Origin of the sequence: Yersinia sp. FDAARGOS_228 (assembly GCF_002073315.2) — a bacterium.
Taxonomy (GTDB): domain Bacteria; phylum Pseudomonadota; class Gammaproteobacteria; order Enterobacterales; family Enterobacteriaceae; genus Yersinia; species Yersinia intermedia.
Window position 1 is genome coordinate 3,892,863 of the sequence record NZ_CP020409.2, and the last position, 23,244, is coordinate 3,916,106.

Genomic DNA, 23,244 nt, shown 5'->3' on the forward strand with positions numbered 1-23,244 from the left:
GCAATGCCAACTACTGATATGCCTGCGGTCTCTATGATTGCCTTCGCCATTGGGCAGGCGCTTTTCATGCTGGCGCTGGCACCATTGATGTCGGGTATTTCGCGCATGGTAAAAGCCCGAATGCACTCGCGCCGTGGGCCAGGTGTGCTACAAGACTATCGTGATTTAGCCAAACTGTTAAAACGCCAGGATGTAGCACCGGCTAACGCAGGCATCATCTTCCGCCTGATGCCTTATGTGTTATTAGGCAGCATGTTGCTGATTGCAATGGCGCTGCCCATTTTCACGCTGGCATCGCCATTTGGCGTGGCGGGTGACCTGATCACCCTGCTTTATCTGTTCGCGCTGTTCCGCTTCTTCTTCTCACTGGCCGGTCTGGACTGCGGCAGCATCTTTGCCGGTATCGGGGCCAGCCGTGAGTTAACCCTCGGTGTATTGGTGGAACCGACACTGATTCTGTCGCTACTGGTGGTGGGGTTAATCGCCGGTTCGACCAATATCGGCACCATCAGTACTGCACTTTCGACCGGCCACTGGCAATCGCCGACCGCTACCGCGCTGGCGTTACTGGCCTGTGGTTTCGCCGTGTTTATCGAGATGGGCAAAATCCCGTTTGATGTCGCCGAAGCTGAGCAAGAGTTACAAGAAGGGCCGCTAACCGAATACTCAGGTGCCGCGCTGGGCCTGGTCAAATGGGGCATCAGCCTGAAACAAGTGGTGGTGGCACAACTGTTCCTCGCCGTGTTTATCCCGTTCGGCAAGCTGGCGGTGCTCACTGGATTTGGCCTGATGTGGGCGCTACTGGCCTGCATTATCAAGCTGGTGGTGGTGTTTGTACTGGCCTCCATCGTGGAAAACAGTATCGCCCGTGGGCGCTTCCTGTTGACCTCCCGTGTTACCTGGCTGGGGTTTGGTGTTGCCGCCTTGTCCCTGGTTTTCTATCTCACAGGTCTTTAAGGAGCTAATAAACCCATCATGGAGAACATGGCTCTTATGAATATCGCCCTAATGAACATCGCCCTTGCGACCATTCTGGTCCCATTTGCCGGTGCCATCCTCACGGCCTGCTTGCCACAGCAATGGGCGAAATGGTCCTGTACTTTCTTTTCACTACTGGCAACCCTCGGGACCGTGTTGCTGGCCTATATCTACTTAAGTGGCGGGAAGATTGATGTCACGGTTGATCTGATTCACTACGGCGATATGGCGCTGTTTGGCCTGACTATCGACCGCATCAGTACCTTGATTGCTTTCGCCGTCGTCTTTCTTGGGCTGTTGGTCAGTATCTATTCCACCGGTTATCTGACCCTGGGTAATCGCGAGCACCCGCACGAAGGCACTAACCGCTACTACGCCCTGCTGCTGGTATTTATCGGTGCAATGGCCGGGTTGGTATTGTCATCCACTCTGCTGGGTCAGTTGTTCTTCTTTGAAATCACCGGCGGTTGTTCGTGGGGATTAATTGGTTACTACCAGAGTCAGAAGTCACTGCGCTCGGCACTCAAAGCGCTGCTGGTAACCCATGTTGCGGCTATTGGCCTGTATCTGGCGGCAGCGGTGTTGCTGGTTAATACCGGCACCTTTGCCCTAACGGCACTGGCGCAATTGGATAACAGCACCAAAATCATTGTGTTCGGCGGCATCCTGTTTGCCGCGTGGGGGAAATCCGCCCAGTTGCCACTGCATATCTGGTTACCGGATGCGATGGAAGCCCCGACACCTGTCAGTTCATATCTGCACGCCGCTTCGATGGTCAAAGTGGGGGTTTATATCTTTGCCCGCGCCATTTATTCCGCTGGCGATGTACCCCAAATAATTGGCACCGTGGGCATGGTGATGGCCGTGATTACGCTGATCTATGGCTTCTTTATGTATCTGCCACAAAAAGATATGAAGCGGCTGCTGGCCTACTCCACCATCACCCAGTTGTCTTACATCTTCTTCGCTCTGTCGTTGGCTATCTATGGCTCAAAAATGGCCTTTGATGGCGGCATTGCCTACATCTTTAACCATGCGTTTGCCAAGAGTCTGTTCTTCTTAGTGGCCGGTGCGCTGAGTTATAGCTGCGGTACCCGTATGTTGCCAAAACTCAAAGGCATCATGGGCAAAATGCCACTGCTGGGCGTAGGGTTTTGTGTCGCTGCACTGGCAATCACTGGGGTGCCACCTTTTAATGGCTTCTTCAGCAAATTCCCTATTTTTGCCGCTGGCTTCTCGCTCTCTCACGAACATTGGCTACTGATACCTCTGCTGGTGCTGGCGCTACTTGAATCGGTGGCGAGTTTTGGCTGGTTCCTCTACTGGTTCGGGCAAACCGTGCCCGGCAAACCATCACCAGAGGTCGCCAGCGCCAAACCACTGCCACTGGCCATGCAGGGGGTGTTGGTGATTCTGGTGATTATGTCGGTGTGCTCAAGCTTTATTGCTGTCGCCTGGCTCGGATAAGGGAGTAGAAAATGACCGGAACACTTTTTGTCAATAATTTGGTCGTAAATAACCTCGCAGGGCTGCTGATCATTACCTCACTACTGGTAATCATCGCAAAGAAACCCGCCACTTCGGCGCTGCTTTATGCCTTGCAGTCACTGGTACTGGTGTTGATTTTTCTGGTACTGGCTGAAACCTTGGGTGCCCACGAGCTGTACCTGTGGTCGCTGAGTGCCTTTGTTACCAAGGTGGTGCTGGTGCCGTGGATTATGTATCGCGCTTTTCGCCAAATGGACGATCCAAAAGCCAATGGCGGCATCATTGGTACCGCCAGCCTGATTTTTATCGCTGCCATCATTATCTTGCTGAGCTACTTCGTGGTTGAACCGGTGCAATTGCCCATGGTCAGCGCACTGAAACCGGCGCTGGCTGTCTCATTGGGGCATTTCCTGATTGGCCTGCTGTGTATCGTTACCCAACGCAATATTCTGAAAAATATCTTTGGCTATTGCCTGATGGAGAACGGGGCTCATCTGATGCTGGCGCTGCTGGCCTTCCGCGCACCGGAATTGGTCGAGATTGGCGTTGCCACCGATGCCATCTTCGCGGTGATTGTGATGACGCTCATGGCGCGCAAGATTTACCGCACGCTGCACACGCTGGATGTTAAACAACTGACGGCGCTAAAGGGGTAATGAAATGAGTAATACTGACCTGCTGTTGTTGCTGCTGGCGATACCTCTGATAGCCTCATTGCTCGCGTTTGCTTGCCGGGCGTTAGGCAGTGCCGCACGGATGGCAACCACTTGGGTGCATTTTACCGGCATCACGCTGTTGCTGGTGGTGGCGCTGACGGTAGTGTGCCGAGTTGCGCTGGGCGGGGAAATTCTGGCGGCGCACAACTGGCTGCATATCGATAGTCTCAGTGCGCTGTTCCTCGCTATTCTGGGCATTATCGGCTTTATCACCGGTATCTATTCCCTTGGTTATATGCGCCATGAAGTGAATAACGGCGAAATCACGGTTGGCACACTGTGCAATTACTACGGTTTCTTCCATCTGTTCCTGTTCACCATGCTGTTGGTGGTCACCAGTAATAACCTGATCCTGATGTGGGTTGGTATTGAAGCCACCACCCTCAGTTCAGCCTTTTTGGTGGGATTATACGGGCAGCGCTCCTCACTGGAGGCGGCGTGGAAATACATTATTATCTGTACTGTCGGTGTGGCATTCGGGCTGTACGGCACGGTGCTGGTATATGCCAATGCTGCGAATGTGCTGGCAGATCCGGGCAGTGCCATCTTCTGGACTGTGGTTTCCGAGCACGCTAAAGAGCTGGACCCCAGCCTGATGCATCTGGCGTTTGTCTTTATCCTGATTGGCTTCGGTACTAAGACCGGGCTGTTCCCAATGCATTCGTGGCTACCGGATGCCCACAGTGAAGCCCCCAGCCCCACCAGCGCCCTGTTATCCGCCGTGCTGCTCAACTGCGCCCTACTGGTTATCATCCGTTACTACATCATTATCAGCGCTGCCATCGGGCCACATTTCCCACAAATGCTGCTGTTGGTGTTCGGCATGATGTCGGTTGCAGTATCCGCCTTCTTTATTCTGGCACAGCGCGATATGAAGCGTTTACTGGCCTATTCCAGCGTCGAGAATATGGGGTTAATTGCTGTTGCACTGGGCATTGGTGGCCCGCTAGGCGTGCTGGCAGCACTGTTTCACACCTTGAATCACAGCCTGGCTAAGACCTTGCTGTTCTGTGGTTCCGGCAATGTGTTATTGAAATACGGCACGCGGGATATGGGCGCGATTAAAGGCATTATCCGCGTCGCACCGCTGACTGCGGTGTTACTGGCCGGTGGCGCATTAGCGCTGGCTGGGATGCCGCCATTTAACGTGTTTATCAGTGAATTTATGGTGGTGGCTGCCGCAATTAATGCCGGCCATATTTGGCTGGTTATCGCCCTGCTCTTGCTGCTAACACTGGTACTGGCCGGATTGGTACGCATGATTGCCAACACCGTGCTGGGAACACCACCGGCAGCGGTCAGCAAAGGCGAACTGGGTATTCTGACCACCGCACCGATGGCGATACTGTTGCTGTTGATGCTGTTGCTTGGCGTGCATATTCCGGCCCCAGTGACCCGTTTATTGACCGATGCGGCCCAGATTGTTCTCAATAACGATGGCAGTGAGCCAACCCAGCAACAATTTATGCTGCCGTGGCAGCACCTTTCCCCACCGCAGCCCGTAACTCAGCCCATTCCATCCGTTGCACAGAGCCATAGTGCGGTGCAACTAACCCCGAATCGTCAGGAGATGTAACGTGACTCGCGAAACCCCTATTTCAGCTATTCCGGTTTCAGGTCAGCCGGTTTCAGGTCAACCGGTTTCAAGCCATCCACACAGCGGTGAAAAGCTGGGTGCGGCCTATGTAGCCCGCCTGCGTGAACAATTTCCTGCGGCAATTTTAGATGAAGAGTGGCAAACCCCAGATCAACTGACCATTACCATCAAACTAAATAGCCTGCCCGATGTGGTAGAGCACCTTTACTATCAACAAGGTGGCTGGTTGTCGGTGCTGTTTGGTAATGATGAACGCAGCTTGAATGGCTATTTTGCCATTTACTATGTGCTGTCGATGGAAGGCCGTGAACAATATGGCGAAGAGACCGGTAAACAGTATGGCGATAAGTGCTGGGTGATTGTCAAAGCACTTATCAGCCCTGAACGACCAGAGTTCCCATCAGTCACACCCCGAGTACCCGCCGCCGTCTGGGGCGAGCGTGAAGTGCGCGATATGTATGGTCTGCAACCGGTTGGCCTGCCTGATGAGCGCCGTTTAGTGCTGCCCGATGATTGGCCGGATGATCTCTATCCGCTGCGCAAAGACACCATGGACTATCGCCAACGCCCCACACCCACCAGCGATACGGAAACCTATCAGTTTGAAAACGAAGCCGGTAGCAGTAGCCGGGTGGTGCCTATTGGCCCAATGCATATTACCTCTGACGAACCGGGTCACTTCCGGCTGTTTGTCGACGGCGAAGATATTATTGATGCCGATTACCGCCTGTTTTATGTCCATCGCGGCATGGAAAAACTGGCTGAAACTCGTATGGGTTACAACGATGTTACCTTCTTGTCAGATCGCATCTGCGGCATTTGTGGCTTTACCCACAGCGTGGCCTACACCTCTTCCATTGAGAATGCCTTGGGCATTATCGTGCCGCCTCGGGCGCAGATGATCCGCACCATTTTGCTTGAAGTAGAGCGGCTGCACAGCCATCTGCTCAATATCGGTTTGTCGTGTCACTTTGTTGGTTTCGATACCGGTTTTATGCAGTTCTTCCGCGTGCGTGAAAAAGCGATGACAATTGCTGAGATGCTCACTGGCGCACGTAAAACCTACGGTCTGAATCTGATTGGTGGCGTACGCCGCGATATTCTGAAAGCGGATCGTATCAAAACGCTGCAATTGGTATCGGAGATGCGTGCCGATATCGGCCAGTTGGTGGATATGTTGATGAGCACCGCCAATATCGAACAACGCACCGTGGGGGTGGGCCTGCTTGATCGCAAAATCGCCCGCGATTTCAGCCCGGTCGGCCCAATGATCCGTGCCAGTGGCTATGCGCGCGATATGCGCCATGACCACAGCTACGCCAACTATGCCAATGTGCCCAAAGAGTTGTTTACCCTCGATGGCTGCGATGTCCACTCCCGCCTGCTGGTGCGGGTGCGCGAATTCTTTGACTCGCTGGTGATGATTGAATATGGCCTGAACCATATGCCGGGCGGGCCGCTACTGGAAGAAAAAGTCAATTACCAACCTTACAAGTTCGCCCTCGGATTCTCAGAAGCACCACGTGGCGAAGATGTGCATTGGAGCATGACCGGCGACAACCAGAAGCTGTTCCGCTGGCGCTGCCGTGCGGCAACTTACGCCAATTGGCCAGTGCTGCGTTATATGTTGCGCGGCAATACCGTCTCCGATGCGCCACTGATTATCGGCAGCCTCGATCCCTGCTACTCCTGTACTGACCGGGTCACTCTGGTGGATGTGCGCAAGCAAAAATCCGTCACCGTGCCGTACAAAGAGATCGAGCGTTATGGCATTGAGCGCACTCATTCGCCGCTCAAATAGAGGGATGAAGAATGTTAAAACTGTTTAAAACCATCCTGAAAGTGGGCGACACCACGGTGAAATATCCGTTTAAGCCGCTTGAGGTCAGCCACGGTTTTCGCGGCAAACCGCAATATGATGCCGAGCAATGTATCGCCTGTGGCGCTTGTACCATGGCCTGCCCTGCCAATGCACTCACCATGGAAACCGATCTTGCTAGTGGCACTCGTCAGTGGCAGTTATTTCTCGGGCGTTGCATTTTTTGTGGCCGCTGTGAGGAAGTCTGCCCGACCCGCGCCATTGTGTTATCGCAAGAGTTTGAACTGGCCGTCTTCAACAAAGCGGATTTATATCAGCGCGCCAGTTTTACCCTTACCCATTGCCAGCAATGCCAGCAACCCTTTGCACCCAAAAAAGAAGTGGATTATGTCATGGCACTGCTGATTCATTCCGGGATGGCGGCCGATGATGTCGAGCAGCAGCGGCCACATTTTGAAACTTGCCCTGAGTGTAAGCGCAAGCAGAATATCGTTATTAATAACAACGTCATGCTGGATCAGCACAGCGAAGGGAGGGGCAAGCTATGAGCCAACCACATTCATTGAAACCGGGTTGGGGGCACCATGTTAGCCAGCCGATCGCACTTGATCCCTCGGTAGCCCAGTTAAAAAGTAAGTTATTGAAAGATATCAAGCGCTCCGCTTATGTCTATCGGGTGGATTGTGGTGGCTGCAACGGCTGTGAGATTGAGATTTTCTCCTCAATCACCCCACTGTTCGACACCGAGCGCTTTGGTATCAAAGTAGTCGCCTCGCCACGCCACGCAGACATTTTGCTGTTTACCGGCGCGGTCACTCGCGCCATGCGCGCACCTGCGCTACGGGCCTATGAATCGGCCCCGGATCCAAAAATCTGCGTTTCTTACGGCGCGTGTGGTTGTGGTGGTGGCATCTTCCATGACCTGTACTGTGTCTGGGGTGGCAGCGATACCATCGTACCGATTGATGTGTACATTCCCGGTTGCCCGCCGACCCCAGCCGCAACCATCTATGGTTTTGCCGTGGCATTGGGTCTGCTGGAGCAAAAACTGAAAGGCGAAGAGCATCAGGAAACTGCCGATGAACGTGTCGCGCTGATCCATCCCGATGCCCCGCTCAACCTACGAGTGCTGTTGGAACGTGAAGCGCGCCGTATGGCCGGTTATCGCCAGGGGCGGGAAATCACCGACAGTTTCTTGTCGCTGCTGGTCAATCAGCCATTACCGGAATTTGAACAGCGCTGCCAGCACTACCTGCGCCAACAAGATGATCCGCGTTTGAGCGAGATATTCGCCAGCTTGCAACACATTGCCCAAATACAACTGGCGGGAGGCAAGAGAGATGTCCGCTAAGGTTATTTTTTATGCACTGAATCAGAAGTTCCTCGACAGTGATGACGATATGCCCGAGCAAGCACAGCAAGTGATGTATTACTCACTGGCTATCGGCCACCATGTGGGGGTGATTGATTGCTTAAAAGCCATCATGGAATGCCCACTGGCAGAATATGAACAATGGTTTGGTCAGTTGCCCGCCGGCGAGGCTCACCGCAAGATGGCAGGCTTACTGAAGTTTGGTGAAATCACCATCGACAGTACCCATACCCAATTATTGGCAAAAGCCTTCGCGCCGCTGGCTGAAGACCCCGCCTCGCTCCACCAGCCATGGAGCCAACAACTGCTGCAAACCCTGTACGATATCGAGCAGGAACCGGCCATCTATTTAATGGTGAAACGCCGCCCATGAACATGCCACATCCCTCCGCCACTCACACCACCGCCCTCAATCTGGTGTTAACCGTTGGCAACAGCATGATGGGCGATGACGGTGCAGGCCCGTTACTGGCTGAACGCATGACACAACAACCATTGATTGACTGGCAGGTAATTGACGGTGGTTCGGCACCGGAAAATGTCGTGCATCGTATTCGTGCGTTGCAACCGACACGGTTAGTTATTGTCGATGCTGCCGATATGGAGCTGCCGCCGGGTGAGATTCGCATTATTGATCCTGAGCGAATTGCCGAAATGTTTATCATGAGCACCCATAATCTGCCGCTCAACTTTCTAATTGATCAGTTAAAGGAAGATATTAGCGAAGTCATTTTTGTGGGGATTCAACCCACCTTAGTGGCGTTTTACTTCCCAATGACCGAGCCAGTAAAACAGGCGGTAGAAACGGTGTATCAACAACTGCCACTCTGGCAAGGTGACGGCGGTTTCGCGCATTTATAGCTAAATGACGGCATGCCGTCGTCAATTTTGCCGACGTCATGCCTGCCGACAGTTTCCTGTTAATATTCCCTCCCGCATCAATATCCACTAATCCTTTATAAAACAATCATATTCATCCACTTTTACGCCACCATTTCAAGTTGGCATAAACCATGCAGTATGTAGGGTAATGAGCCAGATTAGCTGTTCTAAACGTGAATCTGCCAGATCTATCAATTTATCCCCAATAGATTTCAAGGTGCAGGAAGGCGGTAAGCGAGTGAGTCCCGATGAGCTTACTCAAGTAAGTGATTCGGGTAAGCAAGTGCAGCCAACACACCTGCAACTTGAAAGATGAAGGTATTTATCCCCAATAGATTTCAAGGTGCAGGAAGGCGGCAAGCGAGTGAGTCCCGATGAGCTTACTCAAGTAAGTGATTCGGGTAAGCGAGTGCAGCCAACACACCCGCAACCTGAAAGATGAAGGGGAAGGAGAGAACACAATGAACCGGTTCATAATCGCAGACCCCAAAAAGTGTATTGGCTGCCGCACCTGTGAGGTGGCCTGCGTGCTGGCACACAACGGTGGCAAGCTGGACACGCTAACTAAAGCCAATTTCGCGCCTCGGCTGAAGGTGGTTAAAGGGCTAAATGTCAGTACCGCCATTATGTGTCGGCACTGTGAAGATGCACCTTGCGCCAATGTTTGCCCGAACGGCGCAATTGTTCGGGCAGCGGACAGTATTCAAGTGTTGCAGGAAAAATGCATTGGCTGCAAAACCTGTGTCGTTGCCTGCCCGTATGGTGCGATGAGCGTCGTGACCAAACAGGTCGAAGTGATGTTTAACGGCCTCTCACAAGGATTCTGCCTGAAAGCCGAAGCACAGAAATGTGATTTGTGCGAAGGGCAAGCCGCCGGGCCGGCGTGTATCTCCGTTTGCCCAACACAGGCGCTGCACATGATTGGCCGCGACACCATGCAGGCTATGTTACGCAAAAAACAGATGCGCGCTGCTTTGGATGAAGCCAACGAAATGAGCTTTTAGTCAATAAGGCTGCGGCTCCAAAAACGAAGGATGACCCAAAGTAATTGGTGTTGCAGCAAGGCAGCAATTGAGCGACAACTTGGTTGTAAACCATGTTGAACATCGCTTGCGCTGGCCCGCAGGGTGAGTCTCATTAGAGGCTCATAATCCCGATGAGCTGACTCAGGTCAGTGATTCGGGTGAACGAGAGCAGCTAACACCGCTGCGGCTCCAAAAACGAAGGATGATTAATATGCACAAGGCACTCACTGTCTGTCCTTACTGCGGCTCCGGCTGCAAAATCAATTTACTGGTCGAAAATGGCAAAGTTATTGGCGCTGAAGGCGCAAATGGCGTCACCAATCAGGGCGAACTCTGCCTGAAAGGCTACTATGGCTGGGACTTTCTCAATGACACCAAATTGCTAACTCCGCGCCTTAAACAGCCGATGATCCGTCGCCAAAAAGGCGGCAAGCTGGAGGCGGTATCTTGGGATGAAGCGATTGAATTTGCTAGCAGTAAATTGCGGGCAATCAAAGAGAAATATGGCCCGGAAGCCATTATGCATACCGGTTCATCCCGTGGCCCTGGTAATGAAACCAACTATGTGATGCAGAAATTTGCCCGTGCGGTTACCGGCAGCAACAACATTGACTGCTGCGCCCGTGTTTGCCACGGCCCGTCGGTCGCCGGGTTGCAAGTGACATTGGGTAATGGCGCGATGAGTAATTCAATCTGTGAGATTGAAGATACCAAATGTATTTTAGTGTTTGGCTACAACGCCGCTGACTCCCATCCGATCGTGGCCCGCCGTATTCTGAAAGCCAAAGAAAAAGGCGCGAAAGTAATTGTCTGCGATCCACGCCATATCGAAACGGCGCGTATTGCGGATCTGTGGTTACCCCTGAAAAACGGCTCCAATATGGCACTGGTGAATGCCTTTGCCAATGTGTTGATCACTGAAGAGCTGTACGATAAAGATTATGTCTCCCGCTATACCGAGGGTTTCGACGAGTACCGTGAAATCGTCGCCAAATACACCCCGGAATATGTCGAAAGCATTACTGGCCTACCGGCGAAATCAATTCGTGAAGCCATGCGTATCTATGCCGCCGCCCCTTCAGCCACTATCTTGTGGGGGATGGGTGTCACCCAGTGGGGCCAGGGCGTAGATGTCGTGAAAGGGCTGTCAGGACTGGCACTGTTAACTGGTAATCTGGGCCGCCCGAATGTCGGTGTTGGCCCGGTACGCGGGCAAAACAACGTGCAGGGTGCCTGCGATATGGGCGCATTGCCAAATATGTATCCGGGTTATCAATCTGTGACCGATCCCGCCACACTGGAAAAATTTGCCAAAGCCTGGGGGGTACCATCCCTATCCGGTAAAGTCGGTTACTCGCTGACCGATGTTCCGCATAAAGTGAAAGAGGGGAAAATTAAAGCCAACTACGTGATGGGCGAAGATCCACTCCAGACCGAACCGGATTTGTCCATGATGCGCGAAGCCTTCAGCGAATTAGAACTGCTGATTGTGCAAGATATCTTTATGACCAAAACCGCAGCCGAAGCAGATGTTATCTTCCCCGCTACCTCATGGGGTGAACATGAAGGGGTCTATTCCGCGGCAGACCGTGGTTTCCAGCGGTTTGAAAAAGCGGTTGAACCACAAGGTGATGTAAAACCAGATTGGGAAATTATTAGTCTGATGGCGACCGCACTCGGCTATCCGATGAAATATAACAATACCAAAGAGATTTGGGATGAACTGCGTGAGTTGTGCCCGCTGTACTATGGCGCAACCTACGAGAAAATGGCTGGTTTGGGCTATATCCCATGGCCATGTACCACTGAAGATAGCCACGGTACACCCTGGTTATATGCCGGTAATAAGTTTGACCGCCCTGGAGGCAAAGGGTTGTTATTTGCCAGTGAATGGCGTGCGCCAATGGAACTGGTGGATGAGCAATATCCGTTGGTGTTGTGTACCGTGCGTGAGGTCGGCCACTACTCCTGCCGTTCGATGACTGGCAACTGTTCCGCACTGCAAACGCTGGCCGATGAACCGGGTTATGTGCAAATCAGCCCGCAGGATGCGGATAAAATGCGCTTGCAGGATCAACAACTGGTATGGGTAGAATCCCGTCGCGGTAAAGTTATCACGCGGGTCTCAGTCAGTGAACGCATTAATGTCGGTGCGGTATATATGACCTACCAGTGGTGGATTGGTGCCTGTAATGAGCTGACGCTGGACCATCTGGATCCAATTTCCAAAACACCGGAATATAAATATTGTGCGGTGAAACTGGAAGCCATTTCGGATCAGACGTGGGCAGAAAACTATGTACAACAAGAGTATAGCCAATTGAAGGCGCGGTTACGTAGAGAAGCCGAAGTGGGCTGATCGGTTAACGGCTACTGCGCTTTGCCATTCTGGGTTTACGCAGTGCTCGCCACCGCCATGTACTTATGTACACTCCGGTGGCTGTGCGCTGAGCGCGCCCAGACTGGCTTTGTTCGCGGCGCCTCGCAGGTAGAAGGGTTTGGCACTGCTTGGTTCCACACGGTATTCGGTAAATAGATATTAGTTTTATTCGTAGCAAATAAATGAGTTAATCCATCCCATCTTCATCTTCGATACTTTTGACTGATATTCCTAGCCGCTGCATCCGTGATAACAAGGTGGTGCGTTTTAGCCCTAACTTAATGGCGGCCCCTTTTGGGCCTGCAACCACGCCATTGGTTTCACGTAATACTCGAACAATTCGCGCGCGCTCAGACTCTGAAGATTCAGGCTCTTCACTTTCGGGTAATAAGGTTTTATGCACAACCCTTTCTGCCACAGGTTTAGTAGCCTCTAGCGGCGACAAATGATATTCCAACTCTTGTAACTGCAAATTCAGCGTAGTGCCACGGCTAAGGATGACCGCCCGCTCAATAACATTTTCCAATTCACGAATATTGCCCGGCCACGGTAAACGGCTGAGCAAACGTAATGTTTCACCAGGAATTGTGTCGATAGTGCGATTCATCCGTTTGGCTATTTTTTGAGTAAAGAATTTTACCAACAACGGAATATCTTCCGGCCGCTCACGCAGCGGAGGGATCACAATCGGAAAAACATTAAGCCGATAATAGAGGTCGCTGCGGTATTCGCGATTCACCATCATCAATTTTAAATCACGATTGGTCGCAGCAATCAGGCGAACATCCACCGGAATAATTTTACTGCCGCCAAGACGTTCTATTTCCCGCTCCTGTAATACACGCAATAATTTAGGCTGTAGTTCCAGAGGAATATCGCCCACTTCATCAAGAAATAGTGTGCCGCCGTCAGCCATTTCAAACCGGCCAATACGTTGTGATGATGCGCCGGTATAAGCCCCCTTCTCATGACCGAACAGATCACTTTCCATCAAACCCGATGGAATGGCTGCACAGTTCATTTTCACCATGCGTTTATTCTTGCGGGTACTCAAATTATGAATAGCCCGGGCAATCAGCTCCTTACCGGTGCCGGTTTCCCCCAGAATCAATACGGTACAATCACTGGAGGCCACCATCTCAACTTGTTCCAGTACCGCTTTAATCCCTGCACTATTACCGATTATCTCGCCAAACTCTCCATTATGAATAATTTGATCCGTTAGATAGAGATTTTCATTTACCAACGAATCTTTTAGGCGGGTAATTTCGTTGTAGGCCAGAGCGTTATCAACAGCAATGGCAATACGCGCCGCAATTTGACGCAACAGTTTTACATTGCTATCAGTGAAGATATCACTCTGACATTGTGCCAGTTTCAAAACACCTAACATTTTGTAGCCGAAAAAAAGCGGCAACAGGCAAACAACTTGTAACCCTTCATCCAGCATATTTGCCAGTTGCTTATCGTCCGGTGCCAAAAGAGAGATATCAGCCAAATTAACCAGCAATAACGTTTTACTCTGTAAAACCTGCCCAGCCAAAGTGCCGGTAATATCCACCCATGCCTGCTGATACTGTACGGCCTTGCCACTCTGGTAGCGGGTAGAAAATACATTTAACTTATTTTTATCCTTATGGGTACCACAGAGCGCTAAGCTAATGTAATCAATATTAAAAAATCGATGTATCTCTTTTGAGACTTCTGCCGCTAATACATCCAAATCCAGCTTAGAAATAACCGTATTGGTCACATCTACTAAAATTCGGTAGTGGTCGCGCTCAAAGCGCAGTTTTTCACGCTCGGAAAATGCCCGATTGATTTCAGCAATATTATCAACGGCGATTGCTACTACATCTGCCAGTAATCCCAGAAAAGTAACTGCTTGTTCATCAAACTCACTGTCATCAGTTTTAATAAATTCGATACAGCCTGACCAGTGATTGTCATGACCCAAGGGGAAATGGCAGCCGGAGTGCAATGCCTGATAAGGTGTCAAATCACAAACAGCAGAAAACTCCCTTTGCATACGGCGATGGTCAGTCTGCAAAGGCGTCTGCTGCTGCCAGGCTAAGCCACCGGGGCCTTCGGCAAACAAGATATTTTGCGATCCCTGCACCTTGTTGGTCGCATCGTCATGGGTATAAAGGGTATTTTGGTTATAAAGAGGGTTAAGCAGTAATAAATTGACCCGCTGAAAACGCACCACAGAAAAAGAGAGCTTTCTGAGTTCATTAACTAAATCGGTTATATCCCGTAGCAATAATAACTTTTTTGATACCGTGAACAGTGTATCTTGCCAAACTTGAGCCAATGTGGGACGGGGTAGTTTTTTTGCTCTATCCATAAACGTCGTTATTAAGCCCAGAAAAATGATCACTACTTTAAGGTATTAAACTGAACAAATATATATCAACAGACGATAAGCTTGATCTGGGTTAACAAACTATTTCTCCGTAATTTGTCCATCTTACCAATCAGTTGAAATCACGTCTCATTTACATCGTAAGATAAATAAAAACATTAGGTTACATGTGATACTCGCCCTACATGGAACATCAAATGACAACCAGCGCTATATAAATAAATACATATCGAAAATAAAAATAAGTATTAATATCTGATCCAGAAAAAAACCAATTTTAGGGAAGATACAAAATACCACAGTAAAATCACTCAATGAATCTCTGGTATGAAAAATGCATTACATTTAGGTCAGAAAAATAATTTATTAATATTAGTTTTCATTCCCCTACACCGATAAAATAATAAGTAAGGAGTTATCAATGAGCATTGAAAATCCCTTTGATCTGCGACTTCCGGTTGATATGGCAAAACTGGCAGAGCAAGTCGGTATATATAAAGCCACTAAGAATCCGGCCACCACCTTTTATTTAGCCATGACTGCCGGTGTATTCATCTCTATCGCTTTTGTCTTCTACATTACAGCCACAACCGGCACCGCTGGCGTGGTGGCATTTGGGTTGGCAAAGTTGGTAGGTGGCCTGTGTTTTTCTCTCGGCCTGATTTTAGTGATTATTTGTGGGGCTGATTTGTTCACATCCACAGTACTCATTGTGGTGGCTAAAGCCAGTGGCAAAATCAGTTGGCGGCAATTAATCTGCAATTGGGTGAACGTCTATTTTGGTAATCTTATTGGCGCACTGTTCTTTGTGGCACTGATCTGGTTTGCCGGTCAGCATACAGCGGCAAATGGTTTATGGGGCTTGAATGTGCTGCAAACTGCCGAACACAAATTACATCATACGTTTGTAGAAGCGGTTTGTTTGGGGATTCTGGCCAATCTGATGGTCTGCCTGGCGGTATGGATGAGTTATTCCGGCCATACTTTGACGGATAAAATTGTGGTGATGTTACTGCCTATTAGCATGTTTGTCGCCAGCGGTTTTGAGCACAGTATCGCTAATATGTTTTTGATCCCGTTAGCTATTGTCATCCGCGATTATGCATCACCGGCGTTCTGGTTATCAATTAATGCTACCCCCGATCAGTTTTCCGCTCTGACCCTAAACAACTTTATTATCGATAATCTTATTCCTGTGACAATCGGCAATATTATTGGTGGAGGCTTATTGGTTGGCCTGACTTATTGGATTATTTATCTGCGAAATCCAGCCCATTAAGCCAATAGCGCCATTGATATCGACAAATTTGACGAAATGACGTGGATAAAAGTGACACCCATAACAGAACAGCCAGCCGGGTTTACCCCTGACTGGCTGTTACGTTAATTCACAATAGCCGATTATTTCTTCTTAGCGTATTTCAGTGAATCTAATGCGACGGCAAAGATAATGATCGCACCTTTAATAATATACTGCCAATAAGGGTTCACACCGATATAGGTTAATCCGTAGTTAATAACGGTAAAGATAATTACCCCTGTCACTACGCCGATAACGGTACCGACACCACCACTAAAGGACACCCCACCCACCACACAAGCGGCAATCGCATCCAGCTCGTACATGAAGCCAAGGTTGTTAGTCGCACTGCCGATACGGCCTGCTTCCAACATACCACCGAAGGCATAGAACACACCTGACAAGGCATAGATCATGATCAAGTTTAGTGGCACATTCACACCAGAAACTTTTGCCGCTTCTGGGTTACCGCCGATGGCAAAAATATTCTTACCAAAGCGAGTTTTATTCCACAGCACCCAAACAAAGCCTATAGCAATCAAAGCATAGAAGGTAATATAAGACAGTTTGAAATCACCAAACCGCAGGAACCCTTGTGCAAAGGTTGAGAATGCCGGATCAAAACCTGCAATCGGTGATGCACCAACGAAATCGTAATACAGGGAGTTAATCCCGTAGACGATAATCATAGTACCTAATGTGGTAATAAATGGTGTCACATTCAGGTAAGCAATGATAATACCGTTGACCAAACCAATAATCGCACCAATCAGACAGACGGTTAAGATAACAATCGGAATCGGTACAGTGTGCAAATCAGGGAAAACTTTATTAACGTTATCCATTGCTTGCAACATGGTTGCCGCAACTACTGCCGCCAAGCCTACCTGACGGCCGGCTGACAGGTCGGTCCCTTGGGTAACAATCAGCCCCGCCACGCCCAGTGCGATAATAATACGCACCGATGATTGGGTCAGAATGTTACTTAAGTTCATCAGACTTAAAAACGTCGGGTCCTTAACAATAATAATTGCCAGTAATACGAACAACACCACATAAATCCCGCTCTCTTTAAGGTAAGTGAGCATACTTTTCTTATTTAACGCATTCATAATAAGAACCTTCGACTAGATTAGAGATGCAAGGATGCAAGACGTAATATTTCATTTTGCGTGGTTTGCTTAGTATCAACAATTCCCGCAACCTGACCATTACTCATTACTAAAATTCTGTCAGTGATCCCTAATAGCTCAGGCATTTCAGAAGAGATAATAATAATCCCTTTGTCTTTCTTCGCTAATTCAGTCATTAACTGATAGATTTCAAACTTAGCACCGACATCAATACCCCGAGTCGGCTCATCCAACATTAATATTTCTGGTTGAGTCAGTAGCCAACGGCCAATAATTACTTTCTGCTGATTACCACCGGATAAAGAGCCAATATTGGTACGGTGACCCGGTGTTTTTACCCGCATCGCATCGATAACCCATTGGGTGTCGCTTTTCATGCGCGTATTATCTAACAGCCCAAATTTATTTTTATAGTTACGGATATTAGCAATCAGGGAATTAAACCCCACATCGAGATAGGCGTAAATCCCGGTTGAGCGGCGTTCTTCAGTTACCAGCGCAAACCCATGATTAATGGCTTCATTGGCACTATGGTTATTAATACTTTTGCCATGTAGCTTAATGGTCCCAGCCACTTTTTCGCGGATACCAAATAAGGTTTCAACAATATCGGTGCGCTTGGCCCCAACCAAGCCGGCAATCCCCAAAATCTCACCTTTATGCAAATCAAAAGAGACATCACGGATCGAGGGTTGGCGCAGCGAGGTCAGATTTTTCACTTCCAGAATGACTTCACCCGGCTTATTCAGGCGATCAGGGAAGCGCTGACTCAGCGAGCGCCCCACCATCATTGAGATTATCTGATCCATGGTCAGCCCTTCCAGCGGCTGGGTAGTAATCCACTGACCATCACGTAAAATAGTGATTTCATCACACAGTTGGAATATTTCTTCCATCTTGTGAGAGATATAAACAATGCCACAGCCGCGCTCTTTCAATTTACGAATAATCGTAAATAGATGATTAACCTCTTTCTCGGTTAATGAAGAGGTCGGCTCATCCATGATGACGATTTTGGCGTTATAAGAGAACGCCTTGGCAATCTCGATCATTTGCATTTGAGATACTGATAATGTTGCGACTTTATCGCGGGGATCAATATCAATATCCAATTCATCAAAGATAGCTTTGGTATCTTTGTACATTTTATCTTGATCGACAAAAAAGCCTTTGGTTGGGTAACGCCCCAGCCACATGTTGTCCATCACTGTTCGTTGTAACACCAGGTTTAATTCCTGATGTACCATAGAGACACCGTGCTCTAATGCTTCTTTAGAGCTTTTAAATTCTATTTCTTGCCCCTGAAAGAGAATACTCCCGGAGTCTTTTTTATAGATACCAAACAGACATTTTAATAGCGTTGACTTACCTGCACCATTTTCTCCCATTAATGCATGGATCGAACTTGGCCGCACTTTAAGATTTACGTTATCTAACGCCTTTACACCCGGAAATGATTTATTGATATTACTCATTTCCAGCAACCACTCGCGGGGTTGTGCTGTATTAATATCGGCCATAGTTATACCTGGCTAAGAATTGCTACTCATCTGCGAGATAAATACCCTATCCGCCGATAAGTGCATATTCAAAATAAGGATCAATGCAAAAACCTTCCGCCCCAATGCTGGTCACCCAATATCGGGGCCAGAAGGTTAATAATTACTGCTTTACCCTCAGCACTAACACGGCTTTGGGCACCACCTATCACGACAGGCTGTTATTTAGTAAATTCAGCCAGGTTATCTTTATCAACGCCTACATACGGAATACGTACAATTTTGTTTTCGATTTTCCATTTAGTGCCTTCAGCCGCAGGTTTACCAGCAGCCAGATTTTTAACTAAATCGAAGGTTGCTTTAGCCTGATTGTTGGCATCGTTCAACACGGTACCGGCCATTTGGCCTGATTTCACCAGTGCTAACGCTTCTGGCAAGGCATCCACACCAAACACTGGAATATTGGTTTTGTTATGGGCTTTCAAGGCTTCGACTGCACCCATCGCCATCGCATCGTTGTTAGCAATAACCACTTCGATCTTGTTGGCGTTAGGGCCAGATAACCAGGCATCCATTTTATCTTTAGCTTGCGCGGTATCCCACATTGCAGTATCTAACTGCAATTGTTGAGTCGGCAGGCCTTTTTCATTCAACGTTTTAATCACATAAGTTGTACGTGCTTCAGCGTCTGGATGGCCCGGTTCGCCTTTCAACAGCACAAATTGGATTTTGCCATCTTTGTTCAGATCCCATGCTGGGTTGGCTTTCCAGTGTTTAGCGATCAGCTCACCCTGAATAACACCAGACTCTTTAGAGTCAGTACCCACATAGTAAGCTTTATCGTAGCTATCCAATGCCTTACGTGAAGGTTCTTTGTTATAGAACACAATAGGCACATCGTTGCCGCGGGCTTTCTCAATAACAACCGGTGCTGCTGCTGGGTCAACCAGGTTAATGGCCAGCCCTTTCACACCTTTAGCCAGCAATACGTCAATTTGATCGTTTTGCTTGGACTGGTCATTTTGAGAGTCATTCATCAGTAAGGTAACGTCAGGAGATGCTTTAGCATCTTTCTCGATAGCTTTACGGACGACGGACATAAAGTTGTCATCATATTTATAAATAGTGACACCAATACGGGTATCAGCTTGAGCAGCCGCGCCAAACATCATGCTGGCAACCAGGGTTGCTAATGTGAAAACCTTCTTATTCATTTGTATCTCCGGGTTTATGTAGGGTAGTACAGGGTGATAACACCGTCGCCTTAACGTGAGAAAGACCCATCGTTCAAAGCTGCTGACACTGAATATCTATCGTCCTTGAGCGCACTCCACTCCGAGAAAGCCGCCTGAGTCGTCAAAAACCATGCCACTTACAAACTCAACATCTGCGGAACGTGTGTTTGTAAATTACTATTCTAAAACCCGCTACCGTGTGTTTTTTATCCGGTAACCGATGACATATTGATACATTCAGGTAGAAAACAACTAGAGCATAGACGGGCCGTTGTTAAGAATCTGTGAATTTTCTCACAGATTGAAAACGGTTACACAAGAATAAATACCGAACTAGTGAGCGACCCCACAAATTGCGACAGAATGGCGCGGCACCAATGTGGGTTTAAAACAATAAGCCGCGTGCGGGTCTGGCGAGTGACAGGCCCCTTCAAGTGCCAGCTCCGTGGCCAAAGTTGCCATAGAAACAATAGGATAACGGACTGTGGTCAATTTGGGACTGGTATAGCGGGCAATAGGGATATCATCAAAGCCCACCAGCGAAAACTGCTCAGGAACACTGATACCGTTTTCTTTCAGCACCGCCAGCGCACCAGCGGCCATTGAGTCGTTATAAGCAAATACCGCACTAAGCTGTAAATTGCGCCCCAGCAAATCAATCATGGCACGCTCCCCCCCAGCTAAATCCGGGGTGCCAAAAGCTCGCCAACTGTCAGGAGCACTGATACCGGCGGCCTTAAGCGCATTTAGGTAACCCGTTTGGCGCTGAGTAACGTCATCAATAGGGTGATTAGAACCGAGGAAGCCGATACGATGATGGCCTTGTTTGAGCAGCAAGCGGCACGCCATTTGCGCACCGCTAACATTGTCTAATCCTACACAGCGGTGCTCAAATCCAGGAATAATCCTATTAATCAAAACCATACCTGGAACTTGATCTAAAAAAGCGATTAACTCACTGTCACTCAATGCCTTAGCGTGAACAACCAATGAGTTACAACGCTGACGTAGTAGCACCTCTATGGCATGGCGCTCTTTATCAGCCTGATGGTAACTATTACCAATCAGCAGGTATTTTTGATGACGTTGCGCCACAGTGTCTACCGCTTTCACCAGCGCACCGAAAAAGGGATCGGAGACATCCATCACCACTACACCGACAGTATCGCTGCTCTGTGTTGCCAGATTTTGTGCGTTGGCATTTGGCCGGTAACCCAGCTCTGATACCGCTTTCAGCACTGCGGCCCGCGTTTCTGGCCGGATAGCGGCGCTATTATTGAGGACACGAGATACCGTAGCCAGCGAAACGCCAGCGCGTGAGGCCACATCACGAATGGTGATACTATTTCCAGATGAATGCAAAGCAGCCATGACCTTATCCTATGAATAAGTAACCATGCGCGCGTTGGCGTGAACTGGGCATGGCAGGTGGCCTATCCTACCCAGTTTGTTGAATTTGCCACGTGAAATGCGTCACAAGAAAGAAAACGTTTACATACAAATTTGTAACCCGCTTAATCCTTTTTACTTTACAGATGCATTCAGAGCTTAGTGTTGCGTGGTTGTAACGATTGACCGCAGGCATAGGCGGTCAATTTTCGCCATAACCACTCGAGCGGCCCTTGAGCGAAGTAGCGCAGCCATAGCAGGGAGAATAGGATATTACACAGCCAGACCAGTGGAACAATCGCGAGGAGCTGTAGTCGGTCGAGTTGTTGGTATAAACCGAAGTGATAGAAGATCAGCGTACATAGCAATGTTTGCAGTAAATAATTACTCAGGGCCATGCGCCCTACCTGTGCCAACCAATGGCTGACACGCCAACCGGATATTGTCGGAGCGACGCCATACAGCAGAGCCAAATAGCCCACAGCCTGTAATGGAGCGCCTAACTCACGGGGAACTTGCAGCAAAAAACCGCTCCAGCGGTAGTCCCAACCCACTCCCCATTGCAGCGCCACCCCCGGTATTTGGATAACGAGTGAAAGCGGTATCAAACATGCGGCAAGCAAGCGGTAGTGACGCAAGCTAAAATCACCGCGTAGCCAGCCAGAACGCATTAACCCAGCACCAAATAACATCGAGCCAGACAGCTCCCAGCCATATTGGGCACCGATGGCAATCAAATTGGATGAGAACAGATCTAACCGGTTCTTCCAGGCTTCCATCCCGCCACGCAACTTCCAAAATTGCTCATATTGCAGATCCGCAGGCCCTGGCTGCCAAAAACGCCCCGGTTCGCCATTGGTGATAAACCCCAGTAGCAGCAATACCGCGACACCCACTAAATAAAGCACCGCACCGGTACGCAACAAACTGGCGGCATCTTTGGCATCACGAATCATTCGCCAACACACCAGACCAATCAAACCATAAGCAAATAGGATATCTCCATCCCAGAAAAAGATACCGTGAATCAATCCCAGTAATAGCAATAAGGAAAGTCGTGCCCGAATCCAACCCTTGCCACGTTTAAGTAATAGCTCAAGGCCCGCCCCAAACAGAATGGCAAAAATAGATAAGAACTTGGCCTGTGCCACTATATCGAGGATGGCCCAAGTCCAGGCATCTGACCGCGAAGGAAGGCCCAGATAGGCCGGATTAAGATAGGCAGCCTTTGACAGACCGAAGGCGCTGATATTGAGCAGCAGAATGCCAAGGATGGCCAGCCCTCGCGCACTGTCTAACGTTGCGATGCGTTGACGCATACCCGACATCCTGTGTACGGGCACCCACTGGCACCCTCTCTGAAAAGGCTAATTAGCCGTTGCGACGTTAGCTATTATGACGAACAGCACGCAGGAATTCCTGGCGTGTATTCTGGCTGGATTTAAATAACCCGCCTAATGATGTCGTCGTGGTCGCGCTGGTTGCATCACGAATACCACGAGCTTTAACGCAATAATGCACCGCATCAATAGAAACTGCGACATTATTGGTGCCTAACAACGTCTGTAGTGCTAACAGGATTTGCTGTGTCAGTCGCTCTTGTACTTGCGGGCGCTGAGCAAAGAACTGCACGATACGGTTAATTTTAGATAAACCAATCACACTGTCTTTGGGGATATAAGCGACGGTGGCTTTACCATCGATAGTGACAAAATGATGTTCGCAGGTACTGGTCAGAGTGATATCTCGTACTGTGACCATTTCATCGACTTTCATTTTATTCTGAATCAGGGTTATTTTGGGGAAATTTTCGTAATCCAGTCCAGAGAAAATCTCATCAACATACATTTTGGCAATACGCCTTGGCGTATCCGCCAGACTATCGTCAGATAAATCAAGATTCAGCAACTGCATGACTTCGGTCATATGCGCTTGAATCTTAGTTTTACGCGTTTGGGCATCTAACTCTTGTTTGCGCAGCGGGGTTTCAAGACCACGGGCTAGCAATGCCTCATGAACCAACTCAGCTTCTTTACTTAGCGATGACATTCTTTTCTCCAGCAGGC

The 23,244-nt window shown here is 49.1% G+C and carries 19 protein-coding genes; 12 read left to right on the forward strand and 7 right to left on the reverse strand.

Translation table 11 applies throughout. From position 1 onward, the window contains the following. Window positions 1–3 precede the first annotated feature (3 nt). From A6J67_RS18080 to fdhF, 11 genes are all read left to right on the forward strand, one after another. Window positions 4–957 (forward strand): respiratory chain complex I subunit 1 family protein, encoded by a 954-nt coding sequence (locus A6J67_RS18080; protein WP_005187639.1) that lies wholly within the window; start codon window positions 4–6, stop codon window positions 955–957. A 36-nt stretch (window positions 958–993) separates the two neighbouring features. Next, window positions 994–2,445 (forward strand): hydrogenase 4 subunit D, encoded by a 1,452-nt coding sequence (locus A6J67_RS18085; protein ID WP_005187634.1) that lies wholly within the window; start codon window positions 994–996, stop codon window positions 2,443–2,445. Window positions 2,446–2,456: 11 nt separating this feature from the next. After that, window positions 2,457–3,122, forward strand: coding sequence for a hydrogenase 4 membrane subunit (hyfE, locus tag A6J67_RS18090; RefSeq protein ID WP_005187625.1), 666 nt, complete (start codon window positions 2,457–2,459; stop codon window positions 3,120–3,122). Window positions 3,123–3,126: 4 nt separating this feature from the next. Further along, complete coding sequence (locus A6J67_RS18095) at window positions 3,127–4,758, forward strand: hydrogenase 4 subunit F (protein ID WP_005187624.1); 1,632 nt, start codon at window positions 3,127–3,129, stop codon at window positions 4,756–4,758. 1 nt (window position 4,759) lies between these two features. Then, window positions 4,760–6,580, forward strand: coding sequence for an NADH-quinone oxidoreductase subunit C (locus A6J67_RS18100; protein ID WP_072088653.1), 1,821 nt, complete (start codon window positions 4,760–4,762; stop codon window positions 6,578–6,580). An 11-nt stretch (window positions 6,581–6,591) separates the two neighbouring features. Next, the gene (hyfH, locus tag A6J67_RS18105; RefSeq protein ID WP_050297523.1) at window positions 6,592–7,146 is read left to right on the forward strand and encodes a hydrogenase 4 subunit H; all 555 of its coding nucleotides are present in this window, start codon (window positions 6,592–6,594) and stop codon (window positions 7,144–7,146) included. Then, complete coding sequence (locus tag A6J67_RS18110; protein WP_032906841.1) at window positions 7,143–7,949, forward strand: NADH-quinone oxidoreductase subunit B family protein; 807 nt, start codon at window positions 7,143–7,145, stop codon at window positions 7,947–7,949. Before hyfH ends, A6J67_RS18110 begins: the two co-directional genes overlap by 4 nt. Then, window positions 7,939–8,343 carry a formate hydrogenlyase maturation HycH family protein gene (locus A6J67_RS18115; protein WP_032906840.1) on the forward strand — a complete coding sequence of 135 codons (405 nt, stop codon included), beginning with the start codon at window positions 7,939–7,941 and terminating at the stop codon, window positions 8,341–8,343. Before A6J67_RS18110 ends, A6J67_RS18115 begins: the two co-directional genes overlap by 11 nt. Before the next feature lie 2 nt (window positions 8,344–8,345). Beyond that, window positions 8,346–8,831, forward strand: coding sequence for a hydrogenase maturation peptidase HycI (gene hycI, locus A6J67_RS18120; protein WP_050297565.1), 486 nt, complete (start codon window positions 8,346–8,348; stop codon window positions 8,829–8,831). 482 nt (window positions 8,832–9,313) lie between these two features. Beyond that, window positions 9,314–9,856: a 4Fe-4S binding protein gene (locus A6J67_RS18125; protein ID WP_032906839.1), complete on the forward strand. Its 543-nt coding sequence runs from the start codon at window positions 9,314–9,316 to the stop codon at window positions 9,854–9,856. Between the two features lie 232 nt (window positions 9,857–10,088). Then, window positions 10,089–12,236, forward strand: a complete 2,148-nt coding sequence (gene fdhF / locus A6J67_RS18130) for a formate dehydrogenase subunit alpha (RefSeq protein ID WP_080608310.1) — start codon at window positions 10,089–10,091, stop codon at window positions 12,234–12,236. Window positions 12,237–12,444: 208 nt separating this feature from the next. Here the strand turns inward: fdhF and flhA are convergent, their stop codons facing one another. Further along, a complete protein-coding gene (flhA, locus tag A6J67_RS18135) occupies window positions 12,445–14,604 on the reverse strand; it encodes a formate hydrogenlyase transcriptional activator FlhA (protein ID WP_080608311.1) in 2,160 nt (719 codons plus the stop codon). A gap of 439 nt (window positions 14,605–15,043) precedes the next feature. Between flhA and focA the strand changes: the two genes are divergently transcribed. Then, window positions 15,044–15,901, forward strand: a complete 858-nt coding sequence (focA, locus tag A6J67_RS18140) for a formate transporter FocA (RefSeq protein ID WP_050088187.1) — start codon at window positions 15,044–15,046, stop codon at window positions 15,899–15,901. Window positions 15,902–16,023: 122 nt separating this feature from the next. Here the strand turns inward: focA and mglC are convergent, their stop codons facing one another. The 6 genes from mglC to folE all read right to left on the reverse strand — a co-directional run bounded on the left by mglC (window position 16,024) and on the right by folE (window position 23,227). Further along, window positions 16,024–17,034, reverse strand: a complete 1,011-nt coding sequence (gene mglC / locus A6J67_RS18145) for a galactose/methyl galactoside ABC transporter permease MglC (RefSeq protein WP_005187595.1) — start codon at window positions 17,032–17,034, stop codon at window positions 16,024–16,026. 20 nt (window positions 17,035–17,054) lie between these two features. Further along, the gene (gene mglA / locus A6J67_RS18150; protein WP_005187591.1) at window positions 17,055–18,575 is read right to left on the reverse strand and encodes a galactose/methyl galactoside ABC transporter ATP-binding protein MglA; all 1,521 of its coding nucleotides are present in this window, start codon (window positions 18,573–18,575) and stop codon (window positions 17,055–17,057) included. Window positions 18,576–18,775: 200 nt separating this feature from the next. Then, window positions 18,776–19,768 (reverse strand): galactose/glucose ABC transporter substrate-binding protein MglB, encoded by a 993-nt coding sequence (mglB, locus tag A6J67_RS18155; protein WP_005187589.1) that lies wholly within the window; start codon window positions 19,766–19,768, stop codon window positions 18,776–18,778. A 354-nt stretch (window positions 19,769–20,122) separates the two neighbouring features. After that, window positions 20,123–21,160 carry an HTH-type transcriptional regulator GalS gene (gene galS / locus A6J67_RS18160; protein WP_005187588.1) on the reverse strand — a complete coding sequence of 346 codons (1,038 nt, stop codon included), beginning with the start codon at window positions 21,158–21,160 and terminating at the stop codon, window positions 20,123–20,125. A gap of 170 nt (window positions 21,161–21,330) precedes the next feature. Then, entirely contained in the window at window positions 21,331–22,497 is a 1,167-nt protein-coding gene (yeiB, locus tag A6J67_RS18165; RefSeq protein WP_050297525.1) for a DUF418 domain-containing protein YeiB, read from the reverse strand. Between the two features lie 67 nt (window positions 22,498–22,564). Then, window positions 22,565–23,227, reverse strand: a complete 663-nt coding sequence (gene folE, locus A6J67_RS18170; RefSeq protein WP_042569448.1) for a GTP cyclohydrolase I FolE — start codon at window positions 23,225–23,227, stop codon at window positions 22,565–22,567. Window positions 23,228–23,244 lie beyond the last annotated feature (17 nt).

What these genes read in the sequence shown, in the direction of transcription:
- A6J67_RS18080 (WP_005187639.1), top strand. Translation starts at nt 4, where the DNA reads ATGCCAACTACTGATATGCCTGCGGTCTCTATGATTGCCTTCGCCATT.
- A6J67_RS18085 (WP_005187634.1), top strand. Translation starts at nt 994, where the DNA reads ATGAATATCGCCCTAATGAACATCGCCCTTGCGACCATTCTGGTCCCA.
- hyfE (WP_005187625.1), top strand. Translation starts at nt 2,457, where the DNA reads ATGACCGGAACACTTTTTGTCAATAATTTGGTCGTAAATAACCTCGCA.
- A6J67_RS18095 (WP_005187624.1), top strand. Translation starts at nt 3,127, where the DNA reads ATGAGTAATACTGACCTGCTGTTGTTGCTGCTGGCGATACCTCTGATA.
- hyfH (WP_050297523.1), top strand. Translation starts at nt 6,592, where the DNA reads ATGTTAAAACTGTTTAAAACCATCCTGAAAGTGGGCGACACCACGGTG.
- A6J67_RS18110 (WP_032906841.1), top strand. Translation starts at nt 7,143, where the DNA reads ATGAGCCAACCACATTCATTGAAACCGGGTTGGGGGCACCATGTTAGC.
- A6J67_RS18115 (WP_032906840.1), top strand. Translation starts at nt 7,939, where the DNA reads ATGTCCGCTAAGGTTATTTTTTATGCACTGAATCAGAAGTTCCTCGAC.
- hycI (WP_050297565.1), top strand. Translation starts at nt 8,346, where the DNA reads ATGCCACATCCCTCCGCCACTCACACCACCGCCCTCAATCTGGTGTTA.
- A6J67_RS18125 (WP_032906839.1), top strand. Translation starts at nt 9,314, where the DNA reads ATGAACCGGTTCATAATCGCAGACCCCAAAAAGTGTATTGGCTGCCGC.
- fdhF (WP_080608310.1), top strand. Translation starts at nt 10,089, where the DNA reads ATGCACAAGGCACTCACTGTCTGTCCTTACTGCGGCTCCGGCTGCAAA.
- flhA (WP_080608311.1), bottom strand. Translation starts at nt 14,604, where the DNA reads ATGGATAGAGCAAAAAAACTACCCCGTCCCACATTGGCTCAAGTTTGG.
- focA (WP_050088187.1), top strand. Translation starts at nt 15,044, where the DNA reads ATGAGCATTGAAAATCCCTTTGATCTGCGACTTCCGGTTGATATGGCA.
- mglC (WP_005187595.1), bottom strand. Translation starts at nt 17,034, where the DNA reads ATGAATGCGTTAAATAAGAAAAGTATGCTCACTTACCTTAAAGAGAGC.
- mglA (WP_005187591.1), bottom strand. Translation starts at nt 18,575, where the DNA reads ATGGCCGATATTAATACAGCACAACCCCGCGAGTGGTTGCTGGAAATG.
- mglB (WP_005187589.1), bottom strand. Translation starts at nt 19,768, where the DNA reads ATGAATAAGAAGGTTTTCACATTAGCAACCCTGGTTGCCAGCATGATG.
- galS (WP_005187588.1), bottom strand. Translation starts at nt 21,160, where the DNA reads ATGGCTGCTTTGCATTCATCTGGAAATAGTATCACCATTCGTGATGTG.
- yeiB (WP_050297525.1), bottom strand. Translation starts at nt 22,497, where the DNA reads ATGCGTCAACGCATCGCAACGTTAGACAGTGCGCGAGGGCTGGCCATC.
- folE (WP_042569448.1), bottom strand. Translation starts at nt 23,227, where the DNA reads ATGTCATCGCTAAGTAAAGAAGCTGAGTTGGTTCATGAGGCATTGCTA.